The sequence below is a fragment of the Agarivorans sp. QJM3NY_33 genome (assembly GCF_050870865.2).
Lineage (GTDB): Bacteria > Pseudomonadota > Gammaproteobacteria > Enterobacterales > Celerinatantimonadaceae > Agarivorans.
Window position 1 is genome coordinate 1,437,558 of the sequence record NZ_CP194039.2, and the last position, 21,653, is coordinate 1,459,210.

The 21,653-nt window shown below is 42.7% G+C and carries 19 protein-coding genes; 9 read left to right on the top strand and 10 right to left on the bottom strand.

Features of this window, described 5'->3' with window-relative positions; all coding sequences use genetic code 11:
• Nucleotides 1-47: 47 nt before the first annotated feature.
• A complete protein-coding gene (locus tag ACRRSY_RS06505) occupies nucleotides 48-815 on the bottom strand; it encodes a helix-turn-helix domain-containing protein (protein WP_432453992.1) in 768 nt (255 codons plus the stop codon).
• 339 nt (nucleotides 816-1,154) lie between these two features.
• Here ACRRSY_RS06505 and ACRRSY_RS06510 point away from each other — a divergent pair, with 339 nt between their 5' ends.
• Nucleotides 1,155-1,772, top strand: coding sequence for a hypothetical protein (locus ACRRSY_RS06510; protein ID WP_432464623.1), 618 nt, complete (start codon nucleotides 1,155-1,157; stop codon nucleotides 1,770-1,772).
• Between the two features lie 119 nt (nucleotides 1,773-1,891).
• Here ACRRSY_RS06510 and ACRRSY_RS06515 read toward each other — a convergent pair whose 3' ends face one another.
• Both ACRRSY_RS06515 and ACRRSY_RS06520 read right to left on the bottom strand, forming a co-directional pair.
• Nucleotides 1,892-2,521 carry a LysE family translocator gene (locus tag ACRRSY_RS06515; protein ID WP_432464624.1) on the bottom strand — a complete coding sequence of 210 codons (630 nt, stop codon included), beginning with the start codon at nucleotides 2,519-2,521 and terminating at the stop codon, nucleotides 1,892-1,894.
• Nucleotides 2,522-2,804: 283 nt separating this feature from the next.
• A complete protein-coding gene (locus ACRRSY_RS06520) occupies nucleotides 2,805-3,818 on the bottom strand; it encodes a sugar ABC transporter substrate-binding protein (protein WP_432464625.1) in 1,014 nt (337 codons plus the stop codon).
• A 385-nt stretch (nucleotides 3,819-4,203) separates the two neighbouring features.
• Here ACRRSY_RS06520 and ACRRSY_RS06525 point away from each other — a divergent pair, with 385 nt between their 5' ends.
• Nucleotides 4,204-6,534 carry a methyl-accepting chemotaxis protein gene (locus ACRRSY_RS06525; protein WP_432453988.1) on the top strand — a complete coding sequence of 777 codons (2,331 nt, stop codon included), beginning with the start codon at nucleotides 4,204-4,206 and terminating at the stop codon, nucleotides 6,532-6,534.
• Nucleotides 6,535-7,092: 558 nt separating this feature from the next.
• Entirely contained in the window at nucleotides 7,093-7,980 is an 888-nt protein-coding gene (locus ACRRSY_RS06530) for an IS982 family transposase (protein WP_432464626.1), read from the top strand.
• Nucleotides 7,981-8,142: 162 nt separating this feature from the next.
• Here ACRRSY_RS06530 and ACRRSY_RS06535 read toward each other — a convergent pair whose 3' ends face one another.
• From ACRRSY_RS06535 to ACRRSY_RS06545, 3 genes are all read right to left on the bottom strand, one after another.
• The gene (locus ACRRSY_RS06535) at nucleotides 8,143-9,141 is read right to left on the bottom strand and encodes a LacI family DNA-binding transcriptional regulator (protein WP_432453987.1); all 999 of its coding nucleotides are present in this window, start codon (nucleotides 9,139-9,141) and stop codon (nucleotides 8,143-8,145) included.
• Between the two features lie 71 nt (nucleotides 9,142-9,212).
• Complete coding sequence (locus ACRRSY_RS06540) at nucleotides 9,213-10,943, bottom strand: dihydroxy-acid dehydratase domain-containing protein (protein WP_432464627.1); 1,731 nt, start codon at nucleotides 10,941-10,943, stop codon at nucleotides 9,213-9,215.
• Nucleotides 10,936-11,466, bottom strand: a complete 531-nt coding sequence (locus ACRRSY_RS06545) for a gluconokinase (RefSeq protein WP_432464628.1) — start codon at nucleotides 11,464-11,466, stop codon at nucleotides 10,936-10,938. Before ACRRSY_RS06545 ends, ACRRSY_RS06540 begins: the two co-directional genes overlap by 8 nt.
• A 106-nt stretch (nucleotides 11,467-11,572) precedes the next feature.
• Here ACRRSY_RS06545 and ACRRSY_RS06550 point away from each other — a divergent pair, with 106 nt between their 5' ends.
• From ACRRSY_RS06550 to ACRRSY_RS06575, 6 genes are all read left to right on the top strand, one after another.
• Nucleotides 11,573-12,619 (top strand): zinc-binding dehydrogenase, encoded by a 1,047-nt coding sequence (locus ACRRSY_RS06550; protein ID WP_432464629.1) that lies wholly within the window; start codon nucleotides 11,573-11,575, stop codon nucleotides 12,617-12,619.
• On the top strand, nucleotides 12,603-13,367 hold the full coding sequence (gene idnO, locus ACRRSY_RS06555; protein WP_432453983.1) for a gluconate 5-dehydrogenase: 765 nt from the start codon (nucleotides 12,603-12,605) through the stop codon (nucleotides 13,365-13,367). Before ACRRSY_RS06550 ends, idnO begins: the two co-directional genes overlap by 17 nt.
• Before the next feature lie 41 nt (nucleotides 13,368-13,408).
• On the top strand, nucleotides 13,409-14,416 hold the full coding sequence (locus ACRRSY_RS06560; protein WP_432453982.1) for a TRAP transporter substrate-binding protein: 1,008 nt from the start codon (nucleotides 13,409-13,411) through the stop codon (nucleotides 14,414-14,416).
• Nucleotides 14,417-14,482: 66 nt separating this feature from the next.
• Complete coding sequence (locus ACRRSY_RS06565) at nucleotides 14,483-15,022, top strand: TRAP transporter small permease subunit (protein ID WP_432453981.1); 540 nt, start codon at nucleotides 14,483-14,485, stop codon at nucleotides 15,020-15,022.
• Entirely contained in the window at nucleotides 15,015-16,334 is a 1,320-nt protein-coding gene (locus ACRRSY_RS06570) for a TRAP transporter large permease (RefSeq protein ID WP_432453980.1), read from the top strand. Before ACRRSY_RS06565 ends, ACRRSY_RS06570 begins: the two co-directional genes overlap by 8 nt.
• 7 nt (nucleotides 16,335-16,341) lie before the next feature.
• Complete coding sequence (locus tag ACRRSY_RS06575; protein ID WP_432464630.1) at nucleotides 16,342-16,974, top strand: bifunctional 4-hydroxy-2-oxoglutarate aldolase/2-dehydro-3-deoxy-phosphogluconate aldolase; 633 nt, start codon at nucleotides 16,342-16,344, stop codon at nucleotides 16,972-16,974.
• Nucleotides 16,975-17,071: 97 nt separating this feature from the next.
• Here the strand turns inward: ACRRSY_RS06575 and ACRRSY_RS06580 are convergent, their stop codons facing one another.
• The 4 genes from ACRRSY_RS06580 to betA form a co-directional block, all read right to left on the bottom strand.
• On the bottom strand, nucleotides 17,072-17,560 hold the full coding sequence (locus ACRRSY_RS06580) for a GNAT family N-acetyltransferase (RefSeq protein ID WP_432453978.1): 489 nt from the start codon (nucleotides 17,558-17,560) through the stop codon (nucleotides 17,072-17,074).
• A gap of 23 nt (nucleotides 17,561-17,583) precedes the next feature.
• Nucleotides 17,584-17,895 (bottom strand): antibiotic biosynthesis monooxygenase family protein, encoded by a 312-nt coding sequence (locus tag ACRRSY_RS06585; RefSeq protein ID WP_432453977.1) that lies wholly within the window; start codon nucleotides 17,893-17,895, stop codon nucleotides 17,584-17,586.
• A 597-nt stretch (nucleotides 17,896-18,492) separates the two neighbouring features.
• Nucleotides 18,493-19,710 (bottom strand): BCCT family transporter, encoded by a 1,218-nt coding sequence (locus ACRRSY_RS06590; RefSeq protein WP_432464710.1) that lies wholly within the window; start codon nucleotides 19,708-19,710, stop codon nucleotides 18,493-18,495.
• 255 nt (nucleotides 19,711-19,965) lie between these two features.
• On the bottom strand, nucleotides 19,966-21,651 hold the full coding sequence (betA, locus tag ACRRSY_RS06595) for a choline dehydrogenase (protein WP_432453976.1): 1,686 nt from the start codon (nucleotides 21,649-21,651) through the stop codon (nucleotides 19,966-19,968).
• Nucleotides 21,652-21,653 lie beyond the last annotated feature (2 nt).

The window sequence follows — 21,653 nt, forward strand, 5'->3', positions numbered from 1 at the left end:
TTAACGGATTTGCATTGAAGAAAAAGTGGCTAAAGCTAATTGCTGGTTCAGCGAAATTGACGTTGGTAGCGGGCCGGAGATACGCCAAAATAATTGGAAAATGCACTGGTAAAACTGCTTTGGCTAGCGAAACCACAGCTATCGGAAATCTGAGATAGTGTCAGTGTAGCATCGTCTAACAATTGTTTGGCTAACTCAAAACGTTTGCGTAGCAGATACTGGTGAGGGGTGATGCCATTTTGCTGGCGAAATAATAGATGAAATTGGCTTTCAGCTAAATAGACACAACCAGCCAACTGCGCAACCGTGATCTTCTGATGTAGATGTAATTGAATGTAGCTGTCAATCACATCCATCTGTAAGCGGACGAGCGGGCGTTGCCGAAGCTGGGTTTGGGCTAATTGGTTTTGTAAAACACAGACCAGGGTATGGGCGCAAGCTTGCCCGAGCAACTGATCTTGTGGCTGGCTAAGTATTTCGTGGCATAACGCTCCGATAAGCACCTGCGCTTGGTTACCTAGCTGAAAATAAGCTTGGCGCTCGAATAGCTGCTCAACTTTGTCTTGCATCTCATGGGTTTGTTCTAGCGGTAGGTTGACGACTAAAATTTGGTTACGCCCCAAGCCAGTAAATGCATGTTTGTTGTCGGCGGATACCAAGCAGCCTTGACCCGGCCCAACCAAGTTACCCACGCCTTCAATATCAAACTCGGTCTGTCCTTGTAACCCTATTACCACTTGATAAAAGTTGTGGCTGTGATGATGGGCTTGGCTAGGCAGTGTTAATACTTGAGATAAGCTGTTGGTTTTAACCATATATGTTTACTTTGCAAATTAAGAACTGTCATAAACCACATCATTTACATTGGTGTGAGTCGTTTGCTTGGGCGTTTAATAAACGATAGTGGATTAATTTGTAATATGTGTCAATTGACTTGCCGATTGAGCGACGCGTCAACAAGTGTAATCTTTAATTGAAGACATCGTCATGTGCTGCGCATTGTCAATTATGCTTTTTTTGACATTACGAATAGTCTCGCATAGTCAAATCAACCATTGGTAAATAATATATTGGTCATTTGTGTTGGTGTTAGGGGGGCTATATGGCAGAATGTTCATTTATTTGTTGATCTTATTTTAGTTGAAGGACTCATCATGAAATTTCGTTTCGCACTAGGTGTCGCTGTATTGGCCTCGCTGCCAGCTTTGCCAGTTCAGGCTGACTTGCTTGGTCTTACTTTTGCCAGCCATATTTCCCAAACCGATAGCGAGCCTAAAGCCTCGTCGGCTTGGCAGGGTGATATGGAGTTAAGGTTGAAGCATTTTGTTCCGTTGATTCCTAATGTCGCGATTGGTATGAATAAAAGAAAGCAAGGTGATGCTGCGGATGGTTCAAGCTATCAAGCGGAGTTATATTACAATCTTTTAGACACGGCAGGTTTTTACATCGACTTAGGTGCTGGATATGAGCGTTGGGATAGTGCAAACAGCTTATTATCGGGAACTGACAATGGTAAGCAGATGTATGGTGTCGGCCGCGTTGCCTGGCATTTTGTGGGAACCGGTTTTGGCCTTGAAAGCGATCTAAAATTGTCGCTTGTAGACGATGATTACCAAGCGAATCGTTTTAGAGCGGGTGTAAGCTATGAATTATTAGATTTGGCGGTGAGCACTATCGACCTGTCTGCGGGTTACCTATATGAAGATATTTCGACTCGTCGTTACAGCACCAAGAATAATGGTGCCTACCTAGGGCTTGCAGTTAAGTTTTAAGCGGAACTCAATGGATAAGGGTTATAGACACGAATGTTCATGTGATAACCCTAACGGCTGATTTACTTAGGCATGGTTTACTTTTGCCGTCAATTAAACTGCTCTCCTTGACGTTTTGATTATTTGCTGCTGATTAAACGAGCAGCTAAACCCAAGAAAATGAATCCCAAAAGGCCATCGGCATGCCGGCCAAATTTTAAACCATTGGCGAATAATTTTCCTAATTTACTGAATGACAGAGAAAAAACGATGTTGATTAGTAACACGACGCTGCTAAGTAAGACGCCTAGTAGCAGGATTTGTGTGGTCAAATTTTGTTGTGGATGGGTAAATTGAGGTAAGAACATGCTAAAGAAAAGCAATGCCTTTGGATTCATTAAATTATTGAATAAACCTCTTGATAGCAGTTGCTTATTATTTAAGCGCAGTATTTTGGGAGAGCTGGAATGATTGTGATCTTGTAACCAGCCTCGCAATAATTTAATACCGAGCCATGATAAATAGATCGCACCTACAACCTTAATTGCAATAACCAGCGGTGGTAGAGCCTGCATTAATTGGCCTAAACCGAATGCTACTAATCCAGTTTGAATTAAACCTGCAAAAAAAATACCGAGTGATATCATTAGCCCTGCCTTGAAGCCTGTGATTGATGAATAAGTGGAGATAAGCAGCATATCTGGGCCTGGAGATATAGCTAAAAATCCGATGCTCACTAAAAATAGTGGCAGTATAGAAACATCAATCATGGTCATCCTTACCGATTTTTTCGCAGATTATACAGAGTCCAAGGCGCGAGTGCATATGGGTTATCGGCTGCCATCGTCAGCGATGGAATTAACGCTGAATAATGGTTTTTTGGGAGGGCGTGTTGCTTCTGTTCACGGTAGATGCTTTTCCTTGGTTCAATTTACTCGTATCAGCAGAAACGTAATCCCCAAGGCGCGATTGGTTTAGTCGAGGTGTTTCGAATAAAGATATAGGCTGCAGTCGTTGAAGACCCACAGCCTGGAAGTAACAAAACGAGTTAACTTACCAACATAAAGTTAAACCTTCGGCTGATGATTTAGAAGGAATGCCATCAACTGGTTTATCGGTGATCAACTCAACGCCTGTGTTTACGAAGTCCAACCCAGCGGTATTTTGTGGCTTTTTACCACTTTGCATAAACTCAAAGACCGCTTCAACTCCCATCGATGCCATTCTGAGTGGAAATTGCATCGAAGTCGCCCCAATGACCCCAGCTTTAACATTCTCAACTCCAGCGCAACCGCCATCGACTGAAACGATCAGCGTATCTTGTTTGCCGAATGCTGAAAGCGCTTCATATGCACCAGCAGCAGCCGGTTCATTAATGGTGTACACCAGATTAATGCCAGTATCTTTGGGAAGTAGATTTTCGATGGCGGTTCGCCCACCATCTTGAGAGCCTTGCGTCACTTCGTTACCAACAATGCGCGGATCATCTTCATCCCCCATATTTTGGGGATCTTTCAAATCAATTCCAAAGCCATTGAGGAAGCCTTGATTTCGAGCGACATCAACACTGATTTTATTTTCGTTGAGATCAAGTAAAGCAATTTTGGCAGATGAGGCGCCGTCACCCATTTGCTTCTTCGCCCACTGTCCAATCAAATCTCCTGCGGTAAAATTATCGGTAGCAAAAGTGGCGTCTGCCGCACTCGCAGGATTCAATGGTGTATCTAACGCGATTACTAATACGCCAGCTGAGCGGGCCATTTCTAAAACCGGCACAATAGCGACCGGATCACTCGGGGTAATTAGGATCCCTTTTGCGCCCGAAACCACTAGATTTTCCACCGCTTGTATTTGAGTTTGATTATCACCATCAAAATTACCAGAAAATATTATGAGTTCTAAACCTAATTCATCGGCTTTGCTCTTTGCGCCTTCTTGCATTTTTACAAAAAATGGATTGGTATCGGTTTTGGTGATGAGCCCAACGATGGGCTTGTCCGCAGCAGAGACGATACCGTTAATCATCAGGCACGAAGTTACTCCGAGTAATGTAATAAACTTGTTCATATCTTTCTCCGGTCTTGTTGTTAAGCAGCAGACGCTACACCTTAGATGGACGCACTGACTTGAAATAAGAAATCATTCGAATATGAACGACTCAAGTTTGCTCAGTGATTAAATTTATTCATTTATTACTTCGCAAATAAGTATGGTTGATATCGATATGAAGACAAGTCGGGTTGATATATTTTTGAGAAGTTTAAAAATAGTAGAGAATGACCTGTTCAAAATTATAGGTTTGGACACAATTTTGACTATGGTTATCGGGGATACTTATGGTTGTCCGTTGGTATAACTAGGTTCATGTGATGGAAAGAACCTTGAATACTTAGGTTGACTCCTAAGGTATTCGGTACCGCTTTATTTATATGAACAGAGAGTACAGTCAACGATGAAAATCAGTTCAAAATTTATTCTCAGTATTGTTACTATCGCCGCTTTAGCGGTGGTGAGTACGGCGGCTGTGATCGCTTCGTTTTCGTCCTATAAAACAGAAGAAATACTGCTGGAAGCGCGTCGAGACCAAATGATTTCCTTACGCAATGTCGCATCCGAAATAGTGAAACAGTATTTTGGGTCATTGGAAAGTCAGTTGCTGAATGTTTCGCAACAACAAGCGCTGATTGATGCAACGCGTAATTTATCATCGTCTTATAAGCCGTTCTCGTTTTTTGTTGGGCGAAATGATCGTCAGGGGCAAAAAGATCAACTTGCGAGTTATTATCAGGCCAATATTGCTGGGCAATATAAAAGTCTTCATGCAGGGAAGGCGCTTGATGTAACCACCTTGATTAACCAGATGAGCGAACCGGCGATCGCCTTGCAAGCGCAATATATTGTGAACAACCCGAGTGATATTGACAATAAAGATGAAATGCTTGCTTCATCAGACAAAACTTCTTATACGACAAATCACCAGCGTTATCACCCTTATTTCAGGGCCTTTTTAAAACGTTTTGGCCTGCAAGATATTTTGCTGTTAGACACGAATGGCAGTGTAATTTATTCGGTGAAAAAGCATATTGATTTCGGAATGTCGGTGACTAATCCCATGCTCGCTCAATCTGGATTAGCTGAGGCGTTTAGCCAAGCCTCGAAACTTAAAGGGGATGGACAGAGTTATGCGTTTATTGACTATGCTGCTTACCCTGGAAGTTTAGGTTTACCTACTGGATTTATAGCTGCACCAGTGTATAACAAAACGGAAGCGGTTGGGGTCGTAGTGTTTGCACTTCCTTCCGAAAAATTAACGGCATTGATGACCTATGGTTATAGTTGGCAAGCCTCTGGCTTGGGGAAAACTGGGGAAACTTATTTGGTTGGGCTTGATAACAAACCCAGAAGTGCCAGCCGTTTATTGTTAGAAGAACCGCAAAGCTTTAACTCTTTGATGACCCAGTTAGGCGTGAATCAAACAGAATTGGACGAGATAGTCGCTGCCAAAACCAATGTTGGTTTTCAAACCGTTCAATCGGAAGCTATCCGTCGTGCTTTAAGTGGAGATTCCGGCTCGCTGGTTAATCAAAATTACCGAGGAGAAAAAGCTTTATCGGCTTACGCTCCCATCGAAGTTATGGGTAAGCGTTGGGCGATCCTTAATGAAATCGACATGAATGAAGTGACCTCGAAGCTTTCTGAAATACAGCGATTGATTTTGCTTTATGCAAGCTTGACTGCGCTGTTAGTGATTGTGTTAGGCGGTGTTGCCGGTTACATCATTACCAGGACCATTGTCCGGCCGATCCGAGAAACCAGCCATTCCTTGCTGGATATTGCCGAGGGTGACGGTGATTTAACCCAACGTTTGAACGAACAACGTAAAGATGAGCTCGGCGAGCTTGCCAGTGGCTTTAACCAATTTGTGGCTAAGATCCAGCGAGTGGTTCAAGGCATTCGAGGTTCGGTGGGCACCTTGGCTACAACCGTTGGCGATATGAATAGGATTGTGGAAGAGGGCAGTCAAGCGGCAAACGCACAACAACGCGAAATGGAAATGGTGGTGACCGCTATCAACCAAATGGCGGCTTCGGCACAGGAGGTTGCAGGTAATGCCTTAAACGCGGCAGGGGTTGCACAATCGGCAGATGTTGAGGGGCAGCATGTGCAAACGGTTGTTCAAGAAGCGATTACTTCGATTGAGAATCTTTCTGCAGAAATTGACCAATCTTCAGAAGTCATTAGTGAATTGGAGGGGAATGTTGGCAGCATTGTGACCATTCTGGACGTGATCCGTGGAATAGCAGAGCAAACCAATCTCTTGGCACTCAATGCTGCAATTGAATCAGCCCGAGCAGGAGAGCATGGGCGAGGCTTCGCGGTCGTTGCAGATGAAGTTCGTACTTTGGCTAAGAAAACTCAAGACAGTACCGAAGAAATCCAAGCCATGATCGAACGTTTACAAAAAGATACGGTTCGAGCTGTTGATGCAATGGCGTCTAGTAAAGCTAATGGTGGTAAGAGTGCTGATATTGCGCGTAATGTAGGAACATCGTTAATTAAAATTGCGGAAGCGATATCCACCATTAGTGATATGAACGCACAAATTGCTAATGCTTCAGATGAACAGAAAGTTGCGATTGAAGAAATCAACCGCGGTATCGTGACAATTTCTGATTATGGGGAGAAGACTTTAGATGGTGTTAAAGAAATTAGTAAAAGTAGTGCCGGTTTAAGTGTGCTTTCTGAGGACTTAGACGGGCAGGTGAAACAGTTCCGCGTATAGCGCTGTTGTAAGGTGTGATTACGTGGATTAGTGTGACTTAGCTGTATCGTTCATATGCGATCAGCACATCTCAATACAGCTCGCAATCTAAGCTGACAGTTGAGAGTGTGCGTATCTAACGCACTTTGCCCCGTTCTGTGTTAGCAACGGGGTAAAAGCTTTCGCCTACGGCGAAGTCATTAAGCTTCAACGAGCAAAGCTTAGCGAAGCAAAAAGAAAGCTCGCCCTGCATCTTCTTAAACCCTGCGTTGCTCATTCTCAAGGGCGTCGAAGTAAACACTACGCTCAAACAGACTTCAACTTTGCTCCTTTGTTCATTTGCGCTACTCGGCGAAGATGATGGGATTTAAAAGCGTAATCTTGGCTATCGAGAGTATGAAAGGTTTTTGTTTTTAGGACAAAATAAACTAGACCCCCATTCTAAAAACAATGTTAACACCAAGCGACTTTGTCGTAATCGCTAATTAACCTGAACTCGGGATAAAAAGAAGGGAACTAAAAGCTGGTTCTGCGATCAGATCTTTCGACCAAGAGAGAACCATCGCAAAGGAACCAGCTATGCATAAATTAGTGGACTTATTTTGTCATGTCGATGACTTTTGTAAGGCTTTTCTACCTCAGTGGCAAAAACTTCAGCTTGAAAGCGGCGAACGTAAGCGCAACCGCAAAGGTCGAATGTCCGAAAGCGAAATCATGACAATAATTATCGCTTTCCATATGTCTCATCAGCGTGATTTCAAAAACTTTTACCTTGGAATCGTACGCCGTCACTACAAGAGTGATTTTCCCACACTACTCAGTTACACACGGTTTCTTGAAGTAATGTCTTCTGTGCTCGTGCCATTGAGCTCCTTTTTTACTCATGTTAAAGGAGAGCCGACAGGCATTGAGTTTATTGACTCTACGAGTATTAAGGTCTGCCACAATTTACGCATTCCAAGGCATAAGGTTTTCAAAGGAACTGCGGCAAGAGGTAAAGGTACAATGGGCTGGTTCTATGGATTTAAGCTTCACATCATTACCAACCATCTCGGCGATATCGTTGCAGCCAAACTTACACCTGCAAATACCGATGATAGAAAGCCTGTTCGGGAACTATCCAAAGGCCTTTTCGACAAACTGTATGCTGACAAAGGCTATATCAGTAAAGCACTTACCGAAGATTTAAAAGAGGACGGAATCACCCTGATTACGACCCACCGTAAGAACATGAAACCGAAAGTACTTGCCGCTTGGGATAGAGCGATGCTGTCAAAAAGGTTCATTATCGAAACCATTAATGACCAACTGAAAAACATCTCTCAGATAGAGCATTCCCGCCATCGGAGCCTGCATGGATTTATGTTGAACTTACTTGGAGGACTAATCGCATACAGTCTGAAACCAGAAAAACCATCGCTAAACATCACGAGCACTGAAAAAACAGGGTTGATGGCGATGGTTTAAACCGATCTGAGGTTAATTACCAAGGGACTCTGCTGTTGTCGAAAGCATTTTTGAGGCACCCTACACCATCGCTTTATCGCTGGCTTGTTTCACATCATCGCGCCATTTAGAAGCGAGCACCATTAGCCCCAAAAGTCCTCGCTTTGGCTAATGGTGCTATTGTTATGCGCTTTCTCTAATCATCAGTTCATAAGGGAGTGTTTGATGCAAATTGGCTACACCTTTCTGCTCTATCAATGAAATAATCGTGGTGACAGCTAGTTCGGCCATTTCGACTCTAGGGATGCGGATGGTGGTGAGCCTAGGGTTAATTACTTCGGCGAAATCGAGGTCATTAAACCCTACAATATCAATATCTTTGCCAACTTTTATATCGTAGCGCTGACATTGCATGATGGCTCCGGCAGCCATATCGTCATTGACAAAAAATATTGCATCGGTTTCTGGCCATTGATTCAAAATTTCCGAAATGGCATTTGCGCCATTATGAAAAGAGGTTCGTTCTTTGGTATTAATGAATCGATGATAATCTAAGCCATGTTTTTCCATGACCAGTTCCCATGCTGTTTTTCTCAACATTGCCCGTCTATCTAGCCATGTTGAGCAAAACGCAATATTTTTTCGTTCTTTAGAGATCAAGTATTCGGTTAGCTCTGTGGCAGCATCTGACTGGTTGACACCAAAGTTAGCATCGAAGGTTGGCTTATCAAGGATATCCATAATTTCAACGGCTGGAATATTGCTATTCTTGATCATGGTTTGGGTGGCGAGAGAGTGCTCCGTTTCAGTAAAAATAAAACCATCAACATTTCTTGAAAGAAAATTTTCTACGACTTTTTCTTCCCCAAGTGTTGTATAAGATGAATCACCAATGAGTAAGTTATAGCCAAGGCTTTCACAACTAATCTTTGCCGCGCTAATAATCTCGGCAAAAACCGAGTTTGTGAAACTTGGAATGATTAAAACAATTGATTTGCTGGAAGATAACGCAAGCGTTTTTGCCGCTACATTTGGAATATAATTGAGAACTTTACATGCCTCAATCACCTTCGAGTGAACGTCGGCAGATACCCGATTCGGGTTATTTAATGCTCTAGAAATTGTCGACTTGTTTACGCCTAAATATTCAGCAACATCTGCGATGGTGGTTCTTTTATTCATTTATTATTATCCAAGTGTTGAACACACCCATTTATCGGATGCATTCAAATCGCATTTAATATCGTTGTAACTTAGCTCATCGCGCCATTATTAGGATGACCTAAAGCCAGCCGGAGTCCATCGAATAGATCCTTGCTGGCCCAGCCTTGAGGCTCGTATGCTATCTCATTAGTGTAAGTAAGTTCAATATCATTTAATATTCCATGGATCCCGTCCACCTCTATGATTTGGCCATCTTTAATTAAATCTATGCTGCCTCCTTTTTTGGCTTCGGGAGTGATATGAACGACGGCGGGCACCTTTCCTGAAGCGCCAGATAAACGTCCGTCAGTCACTAATGCAACTTGATAGCCTTTATCATAAATAATCCCCAGTAAAGGAATTAGCTTGTGAAGTTCAGGCATACCGTTTGCGGTTGGGCCCTGGTTTTTAACCACGACGACCACATCTTGCCATAGCTCATCGTTTTGGAACGCTTGGTGAACTGCCAGTTGGCTTTCGAACACTCGCGCAGGTGCTTTTACGATCCGTTTCGCTTCGCTAACCGCAGAAACTTTCATGATCCCTTGTCCCAAGTTACCTTGGAGTAATTTTATACCACCGCTTGGGCTGAAGGGATGCTCAAGGTCTGCAATGATAGCTCGATCGCTCACTTTTCGTTCTGCTGTGAGGATTTGTTTTGAAATGGGCTGATTGTTAAAACACAGTGCATCGGGGTGTAATAGTCCAGCGCTTAATAATTCGGCCATGATTGCCGAGACCCCACCAGCATCATGAAATTGATTGACGTCTGCTGGTCCATTTGGGTAGATTTTAGCAAGCAAGGGTACAATATCAGAGAGTTGATCAATGTCTTCCCAGCGTAAGTCTATACCCGCCGCTCTCGCAATCGCGACCAGGTGCAAAGTATGGTTGGTGGACCCTCCGGTCGCTAACCAGACAACACAAGCATTGATTAACGATTTTTCTGTAATCACTTGGTACAAGGGGAGTGCAGTATTATCCAGCAGCCCAGAAACCACTTCGTTAATCACCGAGGATTTATCCATACAAGCTTTGGATAAACCACTATCGATGGGTTGTAAACCAAGTGCTTCCAACATGACTTGATTGGTATTTGCGGTTCCGTAAAAAGTGCAGGTCCCTTCACTGTGATAACATTTACACTCCGTGTCGGTGAGTTGTTCCAAATCGATTTCCCCACGATGAAAATCTTGTCTCGCTTTCGATTTTTCAGCATTGCTGATTCCAGTGGACATAGGGCCTGCGGGTAAAAAAGCACTTGGGATATGACCCCTTGATAGGGCGCCAATTAGCATGCCAGGAACAATTTTATCGCAAGTGCCAAGTAAAACAGCTCGGTCTGCAGTGGCACAAGATAAAGGTATCGCGGTTGCCATGGCGATGACGTCTCGGCTCATCAAGGATAGTTCCATTCCTTGATAACCTTGTACTACGCCATCACATATTGCAGGTACGCCCCCAACAAATATCGCACTGTGTCCAAGCTTGGCACTGATTGATTTTATTTTTTCGGGGTAATGACGGTAGGGCGCATGTGCCGAAACCACTTCGTTATATGAGCTGATGATCCCTAAGGTATAACTTGATTTTTGACGAATAATTGTTCGTCGTTGCTTATCAAGTGCGGCAAACACATGTGCTGCATTGCTGGGTTCGATGGAGTGGGTTGACAGTTGGTTTTCTTTAAGATTTTTTAAGCGGCTAAGGTATTGAGTTCGGGAAGAAATACTGCGCTGTTCGAGATTCTCGGTGATCTTTGCTAATAGCTTATTACACATAATTAAGTTCTCTTAAATTTTTTACAGTGAGTTCTACGACTGCATTTATGTCATTTTCTAGGATTGAAACCTCAATATAATCGATGGGTTCATTGGTACTCGGTTCAATCAAGGTATCAAATTGGCTTCTGAGCATAGAGTCACCATTGAAATAGTGCTCGCCACGTTTTTTCATCCTTTCGCTAATCACTTCGAATGAACCTTTTAGGTAGACAAATAAACAACTTTCTTGGATCCCAGCCTGAAGTATTTTTCGATACTCAGGCTTTAAACATGAGCAAGCGATCACTAGGTTTTCATTTGAATCAATGCATACGGTTGCCATTGTGTTCAAGGCATCTAACCAAGGTTGCCTATCCACATCATTAAGTGGGATGTTATGTTTCATTTTTGCGATATTAGCTTCAGGATGATAATCGTCTGCATCAATATAACTATATGATAATAAACTGGATATTGACTCTGCCACGGTGCTTTTACCAGATCCGGAAACACCCATTATAAAGAGTATTTTCTTTTTCATCAATTTGTCTCACCTCACACTTTTTAAAAGTAACCCTTCCAATATAGCTGATCGATATCTAACATGGCAAGCGGTTGCCTTGTTTTGTTTTGAGATGAGGAAGCAAATGTCAATAGGTAATAATATGAAAGTTAAATCGATAAAAGTTTTTGGTAAAGGAGAGGTTGGCCTTGAAGAAACCTCATTTGCGGTTACCGCGGATGAAACGCTTGTACGAGTGACTCGAGGCGGAATATGTGGTTCCGATATTCATTACTATCAACATGGCGGGATAGGCGATTTTAGTTTGTGCCACCCGATGACTCTTGGACATGAAGTCATCGGTCGTATTCATCAAAGCGGACAGACGGTTGCTGTCAATCCAAGTAAAGCATGTGGTAAGTGTTTTTATTGTGAAAGCGGTAATTCTAACCAATGTGTGAATATGGAGTTCTTTGGTAGTGCGATGCGTAACCCCCATGTGGATGGCGGATTCTCGGAATATTTGAGCGTTAGCAAACAACAGCTTGTTCCCTATGACGACACCATTAGTGACGATGTGATGGCTTTTTCCGAGCCACTTTCGGTTGCGATCCATGCCATCAATCAGGCCGGTGGTGTGTTGGGGAAAAGGGTTTTGGTGACCGGATGTGGCCCCATTGGTTGTCTCATTATTGCAGCCTGCCAAGCTGCAGGCGCAAGTGAAATCATTGGTACTGATTTGAGCGAGCGCTGTAGAGATATTGCTCTTGAGATGGGGGCCGACAAAGTTTACTCCCCATTAGAAAGCTTGCCGACGGAATACACAGCCGATAAAGGCTATTTTGATGTGTCTTTCGAAGCTTCTGCTGCTGTGCAGGCTTTTCATGGCTGCATTGATATGACTCGCGCGAAGGGAGCATTAGTTCTGGTTGGGATGCGACCCGGCATGGTGGATTTCCCATTAACAAAATGTCTGGCTAAAGAAATCAACATTCGCGGGACTTTTCGATTTGTAAGCGAATTTGAAACTGCAGTGAGATGGCTTGAGAAAGGGAAAGTCAATCCACTTCCACTGCTTACACGAGTATTTCCATTTACCCAAATAATTGACGCCTTAAAGCTGGCTGAAGATAAAACTTCGGCAATGAAAGTTCAATTATCATTTGAGAGACGAGATGAAAAATTTATTTGATTTGAGCGGAAAAATAGCACTGATTACGGGTGCTGCACAGGGCATTGGTAATCTTTTAGCCAAAGGCTTGGCTGAACACGGTGCCACCATTGTGATTAACGATATTACTCAAGAAAGAGCAGAAAATGCAGCCAAGGAATTGGTTGATTTGGGGTTTCTTGCATATGGCATTGCATTTGATGTTACGAATAAGCAAGAAATTGTTGATTCTATTAAAAGAATCGAAATGGAAATTGGTGAAATTGGTATTTTAATCAATAACGCCGGTATTCAACGAAGACATCCTTTTCTTGAGTTTCCTGAACAGGACTGGGATGACGTGATTCAAGTTAACCAAAAGGCCGTCTTTTTGATGATGCAAGAAGTTGGCAAATATATGGTTGAGCGACAGTGTGGAAAAATAATAAATATCGGTTCCATGCAAAGTGAATTAGGCCGAGATACCATTACTCCTTATGCCGCATCTAAAGGTGCAGTGAAAATGCTGACCCGTGGTGGGTGCGTTGAATTAGCAAGACATAATATTCAAGTGAATGGTATTGCTCCAGGATATTTTATTACAGAGCTAACCAAACCCTTAGTTGAAAATAAAGAGTTTACGGATTGGCTTTGTAAAAGAACTCCGGCAGACCGTTGGGGTAAACCTGAAGAACTAATTGGTGCTGCTGTATATTTGTCGTCGGCAGCTTCTGATTTTGTTAATGGGCATCTATTGTTTGTTGATGGTGGGATGCTCGCCGCTGTGTAGTGATTAAAATAATAACCAAATTAAAACGTGAAGGTAATAAAATGAAAATAAAACAATTTGCTTTAACTATATCGTCAATTCTATTGGCGGGTTCAGCTTTGGCTGCTGATATTAGCTTGAACTTTCAAAGTTCTAATTTTACAGGAGAACAGGTGTATACGGTTCAAAAGAAATGGACGGATACTGTAGAGAAATCATCTAACGGTCGTATTCATATTGATTTGCTACCCTTAGATTCAGTATTAAAATCATCAGATATGTTAACTGGTGTTCGCAATGGCATTATTGATGGCGCAATTGCAACCGCTGCAATGTATTCTGGAGAGGACCCAGGATTTGGCTTAATTGGCGATACTATTTCAGCTTGGAATAGTGATGAAGATATTCTCAAGTTCTACTACTACGGCGGAGGTCTGGAGGTGGTAGATAAGATTTTTCAAGCTTATGGTGCGAAGTTAATTGGTGTTTCTGTGACTGGCTCTGAATCCTTGCCTTCAAAAGTTAAGTTGGAAAAGGTTGAAGACTTTAAAGGGGTTAAAATGCGAGCGCCTTCAGGACCGATCCAAAAACTCTTTGCTAGGATGGGGGCCGCTCCAGTTGGTTTACCGGGTTCTGAGATATATACCGCACTTGAAAAAGGGATCATCGATGCCGCCGATTTCTCTACCTTTGCAAACAACCAAAAGCAAGGGGTTCACGATATAGCGAAGTACCCAATCTACCCCGGTATACATTCTTCACCCACTGTACACGTTATTATGAATCTGAAAAAGTGGAATGCTTTACCAGAAGATGATCAAAGCTTCCTCGTCGAGCATTTTAAAGGTATGGCCCTCGAATCACTATTACAGGCTCACTATGAAGACCGGATTGCTTATGGTGAAGCAATTAAAGAAGGGGTGACGCCGATAGCTTGGGAACAAAAAGAAATTGATAAGGTTAGAGCTTACGCAAAAGCGATTTGGAAAGAAACTGCAGATAACTCAGAAATAGGGAAGATGTATTACGATGTTCTTATTAAATATCTTGATTCTCAAGGTATGCTATAAAACATAATATTGTAAGTTATTAATGGCAGGTGAGTCCTGCCATTAATTTTAAAATGGAAGGTTTATATGAAAAGGTCTTTTTCTGAAAAAATAGATCATCTTTGTGTTAGTGCTGGGGAATGGGTTTCAATCCTGTTTATTGTTGTTGTGGTAATTGGTTTTTTTGAAGTTGTTATGCGTTACGTATTTAACAGTCCAACGAATTGGGTTCATGAAACGACTACATTTTTAGTGAGTATCTCACTTATTTATGGAGGTGTATCTTGTTATGCAAGTAATAAACATATCTGTATGGACTTTATTCGTCAAAGATTTAGAAGAAAAACACAGTGGTGGATGGAATTACTTGTTGAACTATTAACCTTTGTTTTTATGTTGATGCTAACTTACGGATCTTTTTGTGCAACTAAAGATGCGTTCTTTTCTCCTTTCGGTAAATTTAAAATGCAGACTTCTGGGAGTGTTATCGATACTCCATTTCCTGCATTAAACAAAGGATTCTTTTTCCTTTCATGTCTGGTGATGCTACTGCTTTGTGTCACTCATATTTACCGCCATATTGTTAAACGAAATGATCGATTAAATTTGGGGAATCACAATGCTTAGTGTGGTTGGTATTGGAATGGGGACAGCGATTATTTTCGCTGCAATGATTTTTCTTTTATTCATAGGGATGCCTCTCGGATTTCTTACGGGGCTTGTTGCTCTTTCCTTTTCATATCTTTGGTTTGATACGACGGTCATTATGCAAATGGTATCGTCTCGGGTCACCGACTTTACTTCATCGTATACTTTTGTAGCTGTGCCGATGTTTGTGTTAATGGCAACCATGCTCGATAAAACTGGCATTGCCAGAGATCTATACAATGCGATGCGAGTTTTGGCGGGCAGAATAAAAGGTGGAGTGGCCCTACAGAGCATGATGGTGGCGGTATTGCTGGCATCGATGTCCGGTATTATTGGCGGAGAAACGGTGCTCTTAGGGATGCTTGCTTTACCGCAAATGTTACGTTTGGGCTATAACCAGAACTTGGCGATTGGTACTGTCGTTGCTGGCGGTGCTTTAGGCACGATGGTTCCGCCAAGTATTGTACTGATTATTTATGGCATGACCGCCAATGTGTCTATTGGTGATCTATTTTTAGCCTCAGTCCCCGCAGCGGTATTACTTTCTAGCCTTTACATGTTGTATATCTTGATCCTATGTCATATTAACCCAAGCTATGGTCCGGCGATGGATGCAAGCGAATTAGAAGGTTTAAGTCGAGAAGATAAAAAGAAAATTGCGAAGGATATTGCGATACCAGTTGCGATTGCCGGATGGATATTAGGCAGCATTTACGGGGGAATTGCGTCGGTTACTGAATCAGCCTGTGTTGGGGTCGTCGGGGTTGCGATTGCGGCTTGGTACCGTAATGAGCTTAACTTGAATATCATTTTTGACGCCTTAAAACATACTCTAAAAACTGTCGGGATGATTATCTGGGTTGGTATTGGTGCCACGATGATCATTGGGGTATATAACCTGATGGGGGGAGATAAATACATTGCAGATCTATTTATTGGTTTAGATGCGCCGCCTATTTTTACCATTCTAATCATGATGGGCGTTTTGTTGGTACTGGGTATGTTCCTCGATTGGATTGGCGTTGCTATGCTAACCATGCCCATATTTGTTCCCATCATTATCGCATTAGGTTATGACCCGGTCTGGTTTGGGGTTCTATTCTGCGTCAACATGCAAGTCTCATTCTTAAGCCCACCATTTGGTCCAGCGGCATTTTACCTCAAGAGCGTAGCCCCGGCTGGTATCGAACTCACTGATATATTCAAATCCGTCTGGCCGTTTATTTGTATGCAGATAGCCGTATTAGCGTTGCTGCTCACTTTCCCTGAAATTGTGACTGTTTTATTGTGAGGTAAGTATGTCTGATTTATTGAACAAGCTTTCGAAGCTTAAAGTTGTCCCAGTGATTGTTGTTGAGCATGCTCAGGATATATTGCCCTTAGGCAAAATACTTGTTGATAACCATTTACCCGTAGCAGAAATAACCTACCGCTCATTCGCCGCTGAGGATGCAATTAAGGCATTGCGCGAGTCACAGCCTAAGATCTTGATTGGTGCAGGCACAGTGTTGAATGAAGCGCAGGTGATATCGGCCAAAAATGCGGGAGCAGATTTTATTGTTTCACCAGGCATTAATCCTAAAACCATTGAGGCATGTATCCATCATAACATTCCGATTATTCCAGGCATTAGTCGCCCTTCAGATGTGGAATTGGCCTTGAATTATGGCATTCATCTCGTGAAGTATTTCCCGGCGGAGGCCTCTGGCGGGATCCCCATGCTTAAAGCCTTACTTGGTCCTTATTCTATGTTGAATATTATGCCGACAGGCGGGATTTCTGAAGGTAACATTAATGATTATCTTGCTATTGATGCGGTTGTTGCCTGTGGTGGCTCATGGATGGTTGATAAGCAACTCATTCAACAATCTGACTGGGATAGCGTGACTGAATTGGTGAAACGCACTGTTGCGCTGGTTAAGCAAGCGTGATGCCTAAGCCAAGCCATCATCGCTGCTGATCCGCACCATATACCTTGTGAATCTAAATTGATTCACAAGGTATATATTAATTATTAGTTGTTTGTCATCAGCGCTTAGACGGCCCTTCCAGAATTTTAGACATATTGAAGCCTGAAATACTAAAGCCTAGTGCTTGGTAGAGTTTGAGCGCACGTTTATTCTGGTAAGCAACTCTAAGCTTGATTTGTTTTATACTCTGCTGCTGAAGCTGAGCTTCTAGAAGCGCAATCGCTTGCTTAGCATAACCTCGACCTCGATAGGTTTCGTTAACATAAAAGTCATAGATGAATGTCGCCTGGTCCTCTGTATTAATGGCATGCCATAAATAGCCCACCACATTTGATTGATTGTCTATGCTGATTTCAAGACATAATAAGGCGTGTTGTTTGGTATCTAGACCATTTGGAAAGCTAAGCTGTAATGCTTTTTGTGCCATCTCGATTGCAAGGTCTAGCGGGTGGCCATAATTTTCTGCAATTTCACGGCTGTAATCATCAATGAAATACTCACAATATGCGGGATACTCGTTTTGTTTCATTGGCCTAAGAGTAAGCATCTTCTTCCTTTTTCCTTTTAGAGCTAATAGTCGCGTTCAACCTTAGCGATTCTAGTTTTAAATGATGAATACCAATGCTCTCGACCCATTTTTTGAGCTTGCTGATGTTCTATATTGGCTTTCCAATGTTTGATTGAGTCAAGATCGGACCAGTATGAAACCGTAATCCCTAGTTCTTCTCTGGCAGACTCAATGCCAATAAAGCCAGCTTGCTTGGAAGCGAGTGTAAACATTTTTTCGGCCATTTCAGCATAGCCCTGATCACCTTCCGTGCGAAGAGAGGTAAAAATAACGGCGTAATAAGGTGGTGCTGGTGTCTCGGCCATTAACGACATATGCGCTCCTGATGTTATTTAAGGCTGTTTGTCACTGTTCAATATAACTCTCTCTAATAATCGTAGCGATGTTTGCTCCACTTGGTTTGACGGCATTGCATCATGGTATTTGATTGTTAGATGCTTACAGAGCTGATGTTTTCGAGTTTAATTGATTTAACATCTTGGCAATGACTTAAGCCTGGGAGGAGGATAGCAAGAACTCATTGGCGGCTAAAGCCTTATACTCATCTAACTCATTGTCGGTTCATTCTCGCAGCTATAAATCAGCGCTAACTGCATTATTTTTCTTGTAATTAGAGCCACTCGTTAGCGCACTTTATCTCTGGTTATTGGCAGATTTATTCTGTGCAATAAGTTGATCTGATGACTCATCCGCTTGGTATTAAGGGGCTTTAACAAACGTGGTGCAATATAAAATGCTAGATAAGCTGAAAGCTGAGTGGGCGTATTTAGAGATTTGCACGCTTTAGGTTTTGTTGTGTAGTCGCTAAATCAAGCAGAGTCAGCTGGGACGCTATTCTGCTTGATTTAGCTATCGAAGTTTAGCAGCGTGGCTTTCGCTATTGCGCAAACCACGCTCTGAATTGACCTTATCTAATTAGATAGTTCAATCTTGTTATAGTCGATGGTATTCCCTTTTGGAGAACATTTTATTTTGACGACTTGGCGATAGTGGGTCAGTAAAATATAGCCAAAGCAGCCTAAGATGAGTCCTATCGCTAATGCGCCAACCCACTGGATTTGTAGAAAATCTAGTTTGAATAATAGTGTGAGCCCACTGAGTACGGCAATATTACCGATAATATAGCTTGTTTTGCCAAAGCGCTGTACGGTTAAATTTAGGTTATCGGTATACAAGCGCACCAATGAATCAAGCGAATTGATCACAAATGTTACCCCAACAAATACCATTGCTAGATTGTAAAATCCCGCTACAGGAATTGCATTGACACTATAGTAATATAGTACTGTGAACCAAATGGCGATAGGGATCGATGGGAATACCATCATCGCAATTAATACTTGATAAGTTCTAAATCCGCCGACAAAACGTGCGGTAAACTGACCAATCATAATGCTCCAAGCAAACCACCAAAATAAGTAAAATTCATGGTAGTCGTTAATCGGTAAGACAAAGTGATGTAGATTGGCAAAATAATCCCCAATTAGCGCGAAGGTTGAGAAGAATTCACCAAGACCCGAACCATCGGCAAGGAATGCGCCAGCCCACATTAAGCCGATTAAAGCTAAAAACAACCAGCTGCTCGCCAAGCTTAAAACTCTTACGTAGCGAATGTTGGTACTCGAATATACCGCCGTGGCAATCACCAATAATACGATTAGATAAAAACTGCCTACGATGGTCTCACCATCACCCAACTCGGGTAAATACCAGGGTAGATTCACCAGTAATAAGTAAGCCGTAAAGGCGCAGGTACCAATGATAACAATGTTGTTGATGAGTTTAATCAACGGGATTTCGAAAAACTTAACTCTGGGCTCTATCACACAAAAGTAGAAGCAGGTTAAGAAATAGAATGCCCAAATAAAGAAACCCCAAAAACCAAATTCTATCGCTAATGGATTACTAAAGGCGTATTCAGGGCTGGTCACTAAATCCGCGTATCCAGAAAACTCGGTGAGTGGGAACATGATAAGCCCGACATCTAATCCCGAGGTAAATAGGATGGCGATAAAGGTAAACTTACGCACCGGAGTGACCCCAATACACTGGATGTTTCCCCAACGGTAAATGATAAATGCAATGGCAACGAAGGTAAATAAAATGCCGATAGATAGCCAAGTCGTCATCATTTGGCCTCCGAAGGTATATAACTAGCAAACATAATTAATTCCTTATTTTATGTTTTAACTGCCAGGTCTCAATTTTTAATAAAGGCTTTTGCCATCAGACCTTAAGTATCGTGCGGACGATAGTTAAAACCTGATAAATTGAACTTAGCTAAGGGACCATTTGCGAAATCGCGTCGGTTGGTCCGTTACCGCATATTTGTGATAAGCGAGGCGAACCCCCACTTATTACAATAAAATGATAGCGATGGCTGATTAGCTGGCCGGCCGTTTTGCAGCCCGTAAGCGCTGATTATTTTGCCAGTCTTCTGCAACCACGACTTCAGCAGTGCTAGGCGCCAGAGTTGCTACACCTAAAACCATATCTGCGGCGCGCTCGGCCAGCATAATGGTGGGTGAATTCAAGTTGCCATTCGGGATGGTTGGAAAAATTGAAGAATCAATCACCCTAAGGCCCTCAATCCCATGAACCTTTGTTTCTGAGTTCACCACTGACATCTCATCTTCACCCATTTTGCAGGAACAAGACGGATGATAAGCACTCTCTACCGAATTTCTGACAAAACGATCAATTTCCTCATCGCTTTGTACGGTTAATCCAGGCTGAATTTCTTCACCGCGATATTCGTCTAAGCCTGGTTGATTAATGATTTCTCGGGTTAAACGAACACAGGCTCGAAAACCTTCGATGTCGTCTTGATGAGATAAATAATTAAATTGAATTTTCGGTGCCGTATGTGGGTCGCTAGAAACCACTTTCACAAAACCTCTACTCTTGGGTTTGTTATGACCGATATGCACCTGAAAACCGTGGCCGGCAAAGGCTTCTTTTCCATCGTAGCGCATCGCTGCCGGTAGAAAGTGATATTGTAGATCGGGCCACTCTAAGTTTGCTTTGGAACGAATAAAGCCACATGACTCAAAATGGTTGGTTGCACCTAAACCCGACTTATTCAGGATCCAACGGGTTCCAATTAACATTTTGTTCCAAGGGTCCAGCTTTCCATTAAGAGATATTGGTTTTAAACACTTAAATTGAAAATAGAACTCGAGGTGATCTTGCAGGTTTTCGCCCACACCGGGTAGCTGGTGAATTTGTTCTATGCCAGCTTTGGCTAAAGTACTCGCTTCACCAATGCCCGAAAGCTGTAATATATGTGGAGATCCGATGGAACCAGCAGATAACAAGACTTCTTTATCACTAAATACATCAATGACTTGTCCCTTACGCTCGTAGCGCACGCCGACCGCGGTTTTACCTTCAAATAATACTTTGTGCACCAAGGCATGGGTAATCACTGTTAGGTTATCACGCTGTATAGCGGGTCGGAGGTAGGCATTTGCGGTAGACCAACGAACACCATTTTTTACCGTCATATGCATCGGGCCAAAACCTTCTTGTTGCCCGCCATTATAGTCTGCAGTCGCCAAATAGCCGGCGTCTACCCCTGCATTTACAAATGCTTGATACAAGGGGTTCTTCATTTGATTGCCGTTATTGACCGCAAGTGGCCCCGTATCTCCTCGGTATTGATTGCCGCCAAATGACCAAGTTTCGGCTTTCTTGAAATAGGGCAAACAATGCGCATAATCCCAATTCTTTGCCCCATGTTGCTGCCATTCGTCAAAATCGCGCGCATGACCTCGCACATAGACCATGCCATTTATCGATGACGAGCCGCCCAGTACTTTTCCTCGAGGACAATGCATACGGCGCTTGTCTAAAAATGGTTCTGCTTCGGTTTCAAACTGCCAGGCATATTTTTTAGTATTCATCGGAATGGATAATGCGGTTGGCATTTGAATAAAAATGCTTTTGTCACTGCCACCGGTTTCTAACAGCAATACCCGATTGCTCGGATCTGCTGATAAACGATTGGCCAGCACACAGCCAGCACTACCCGCGCCTACAATGATGTAATCTTGTTGAGCGTTGCTCATAT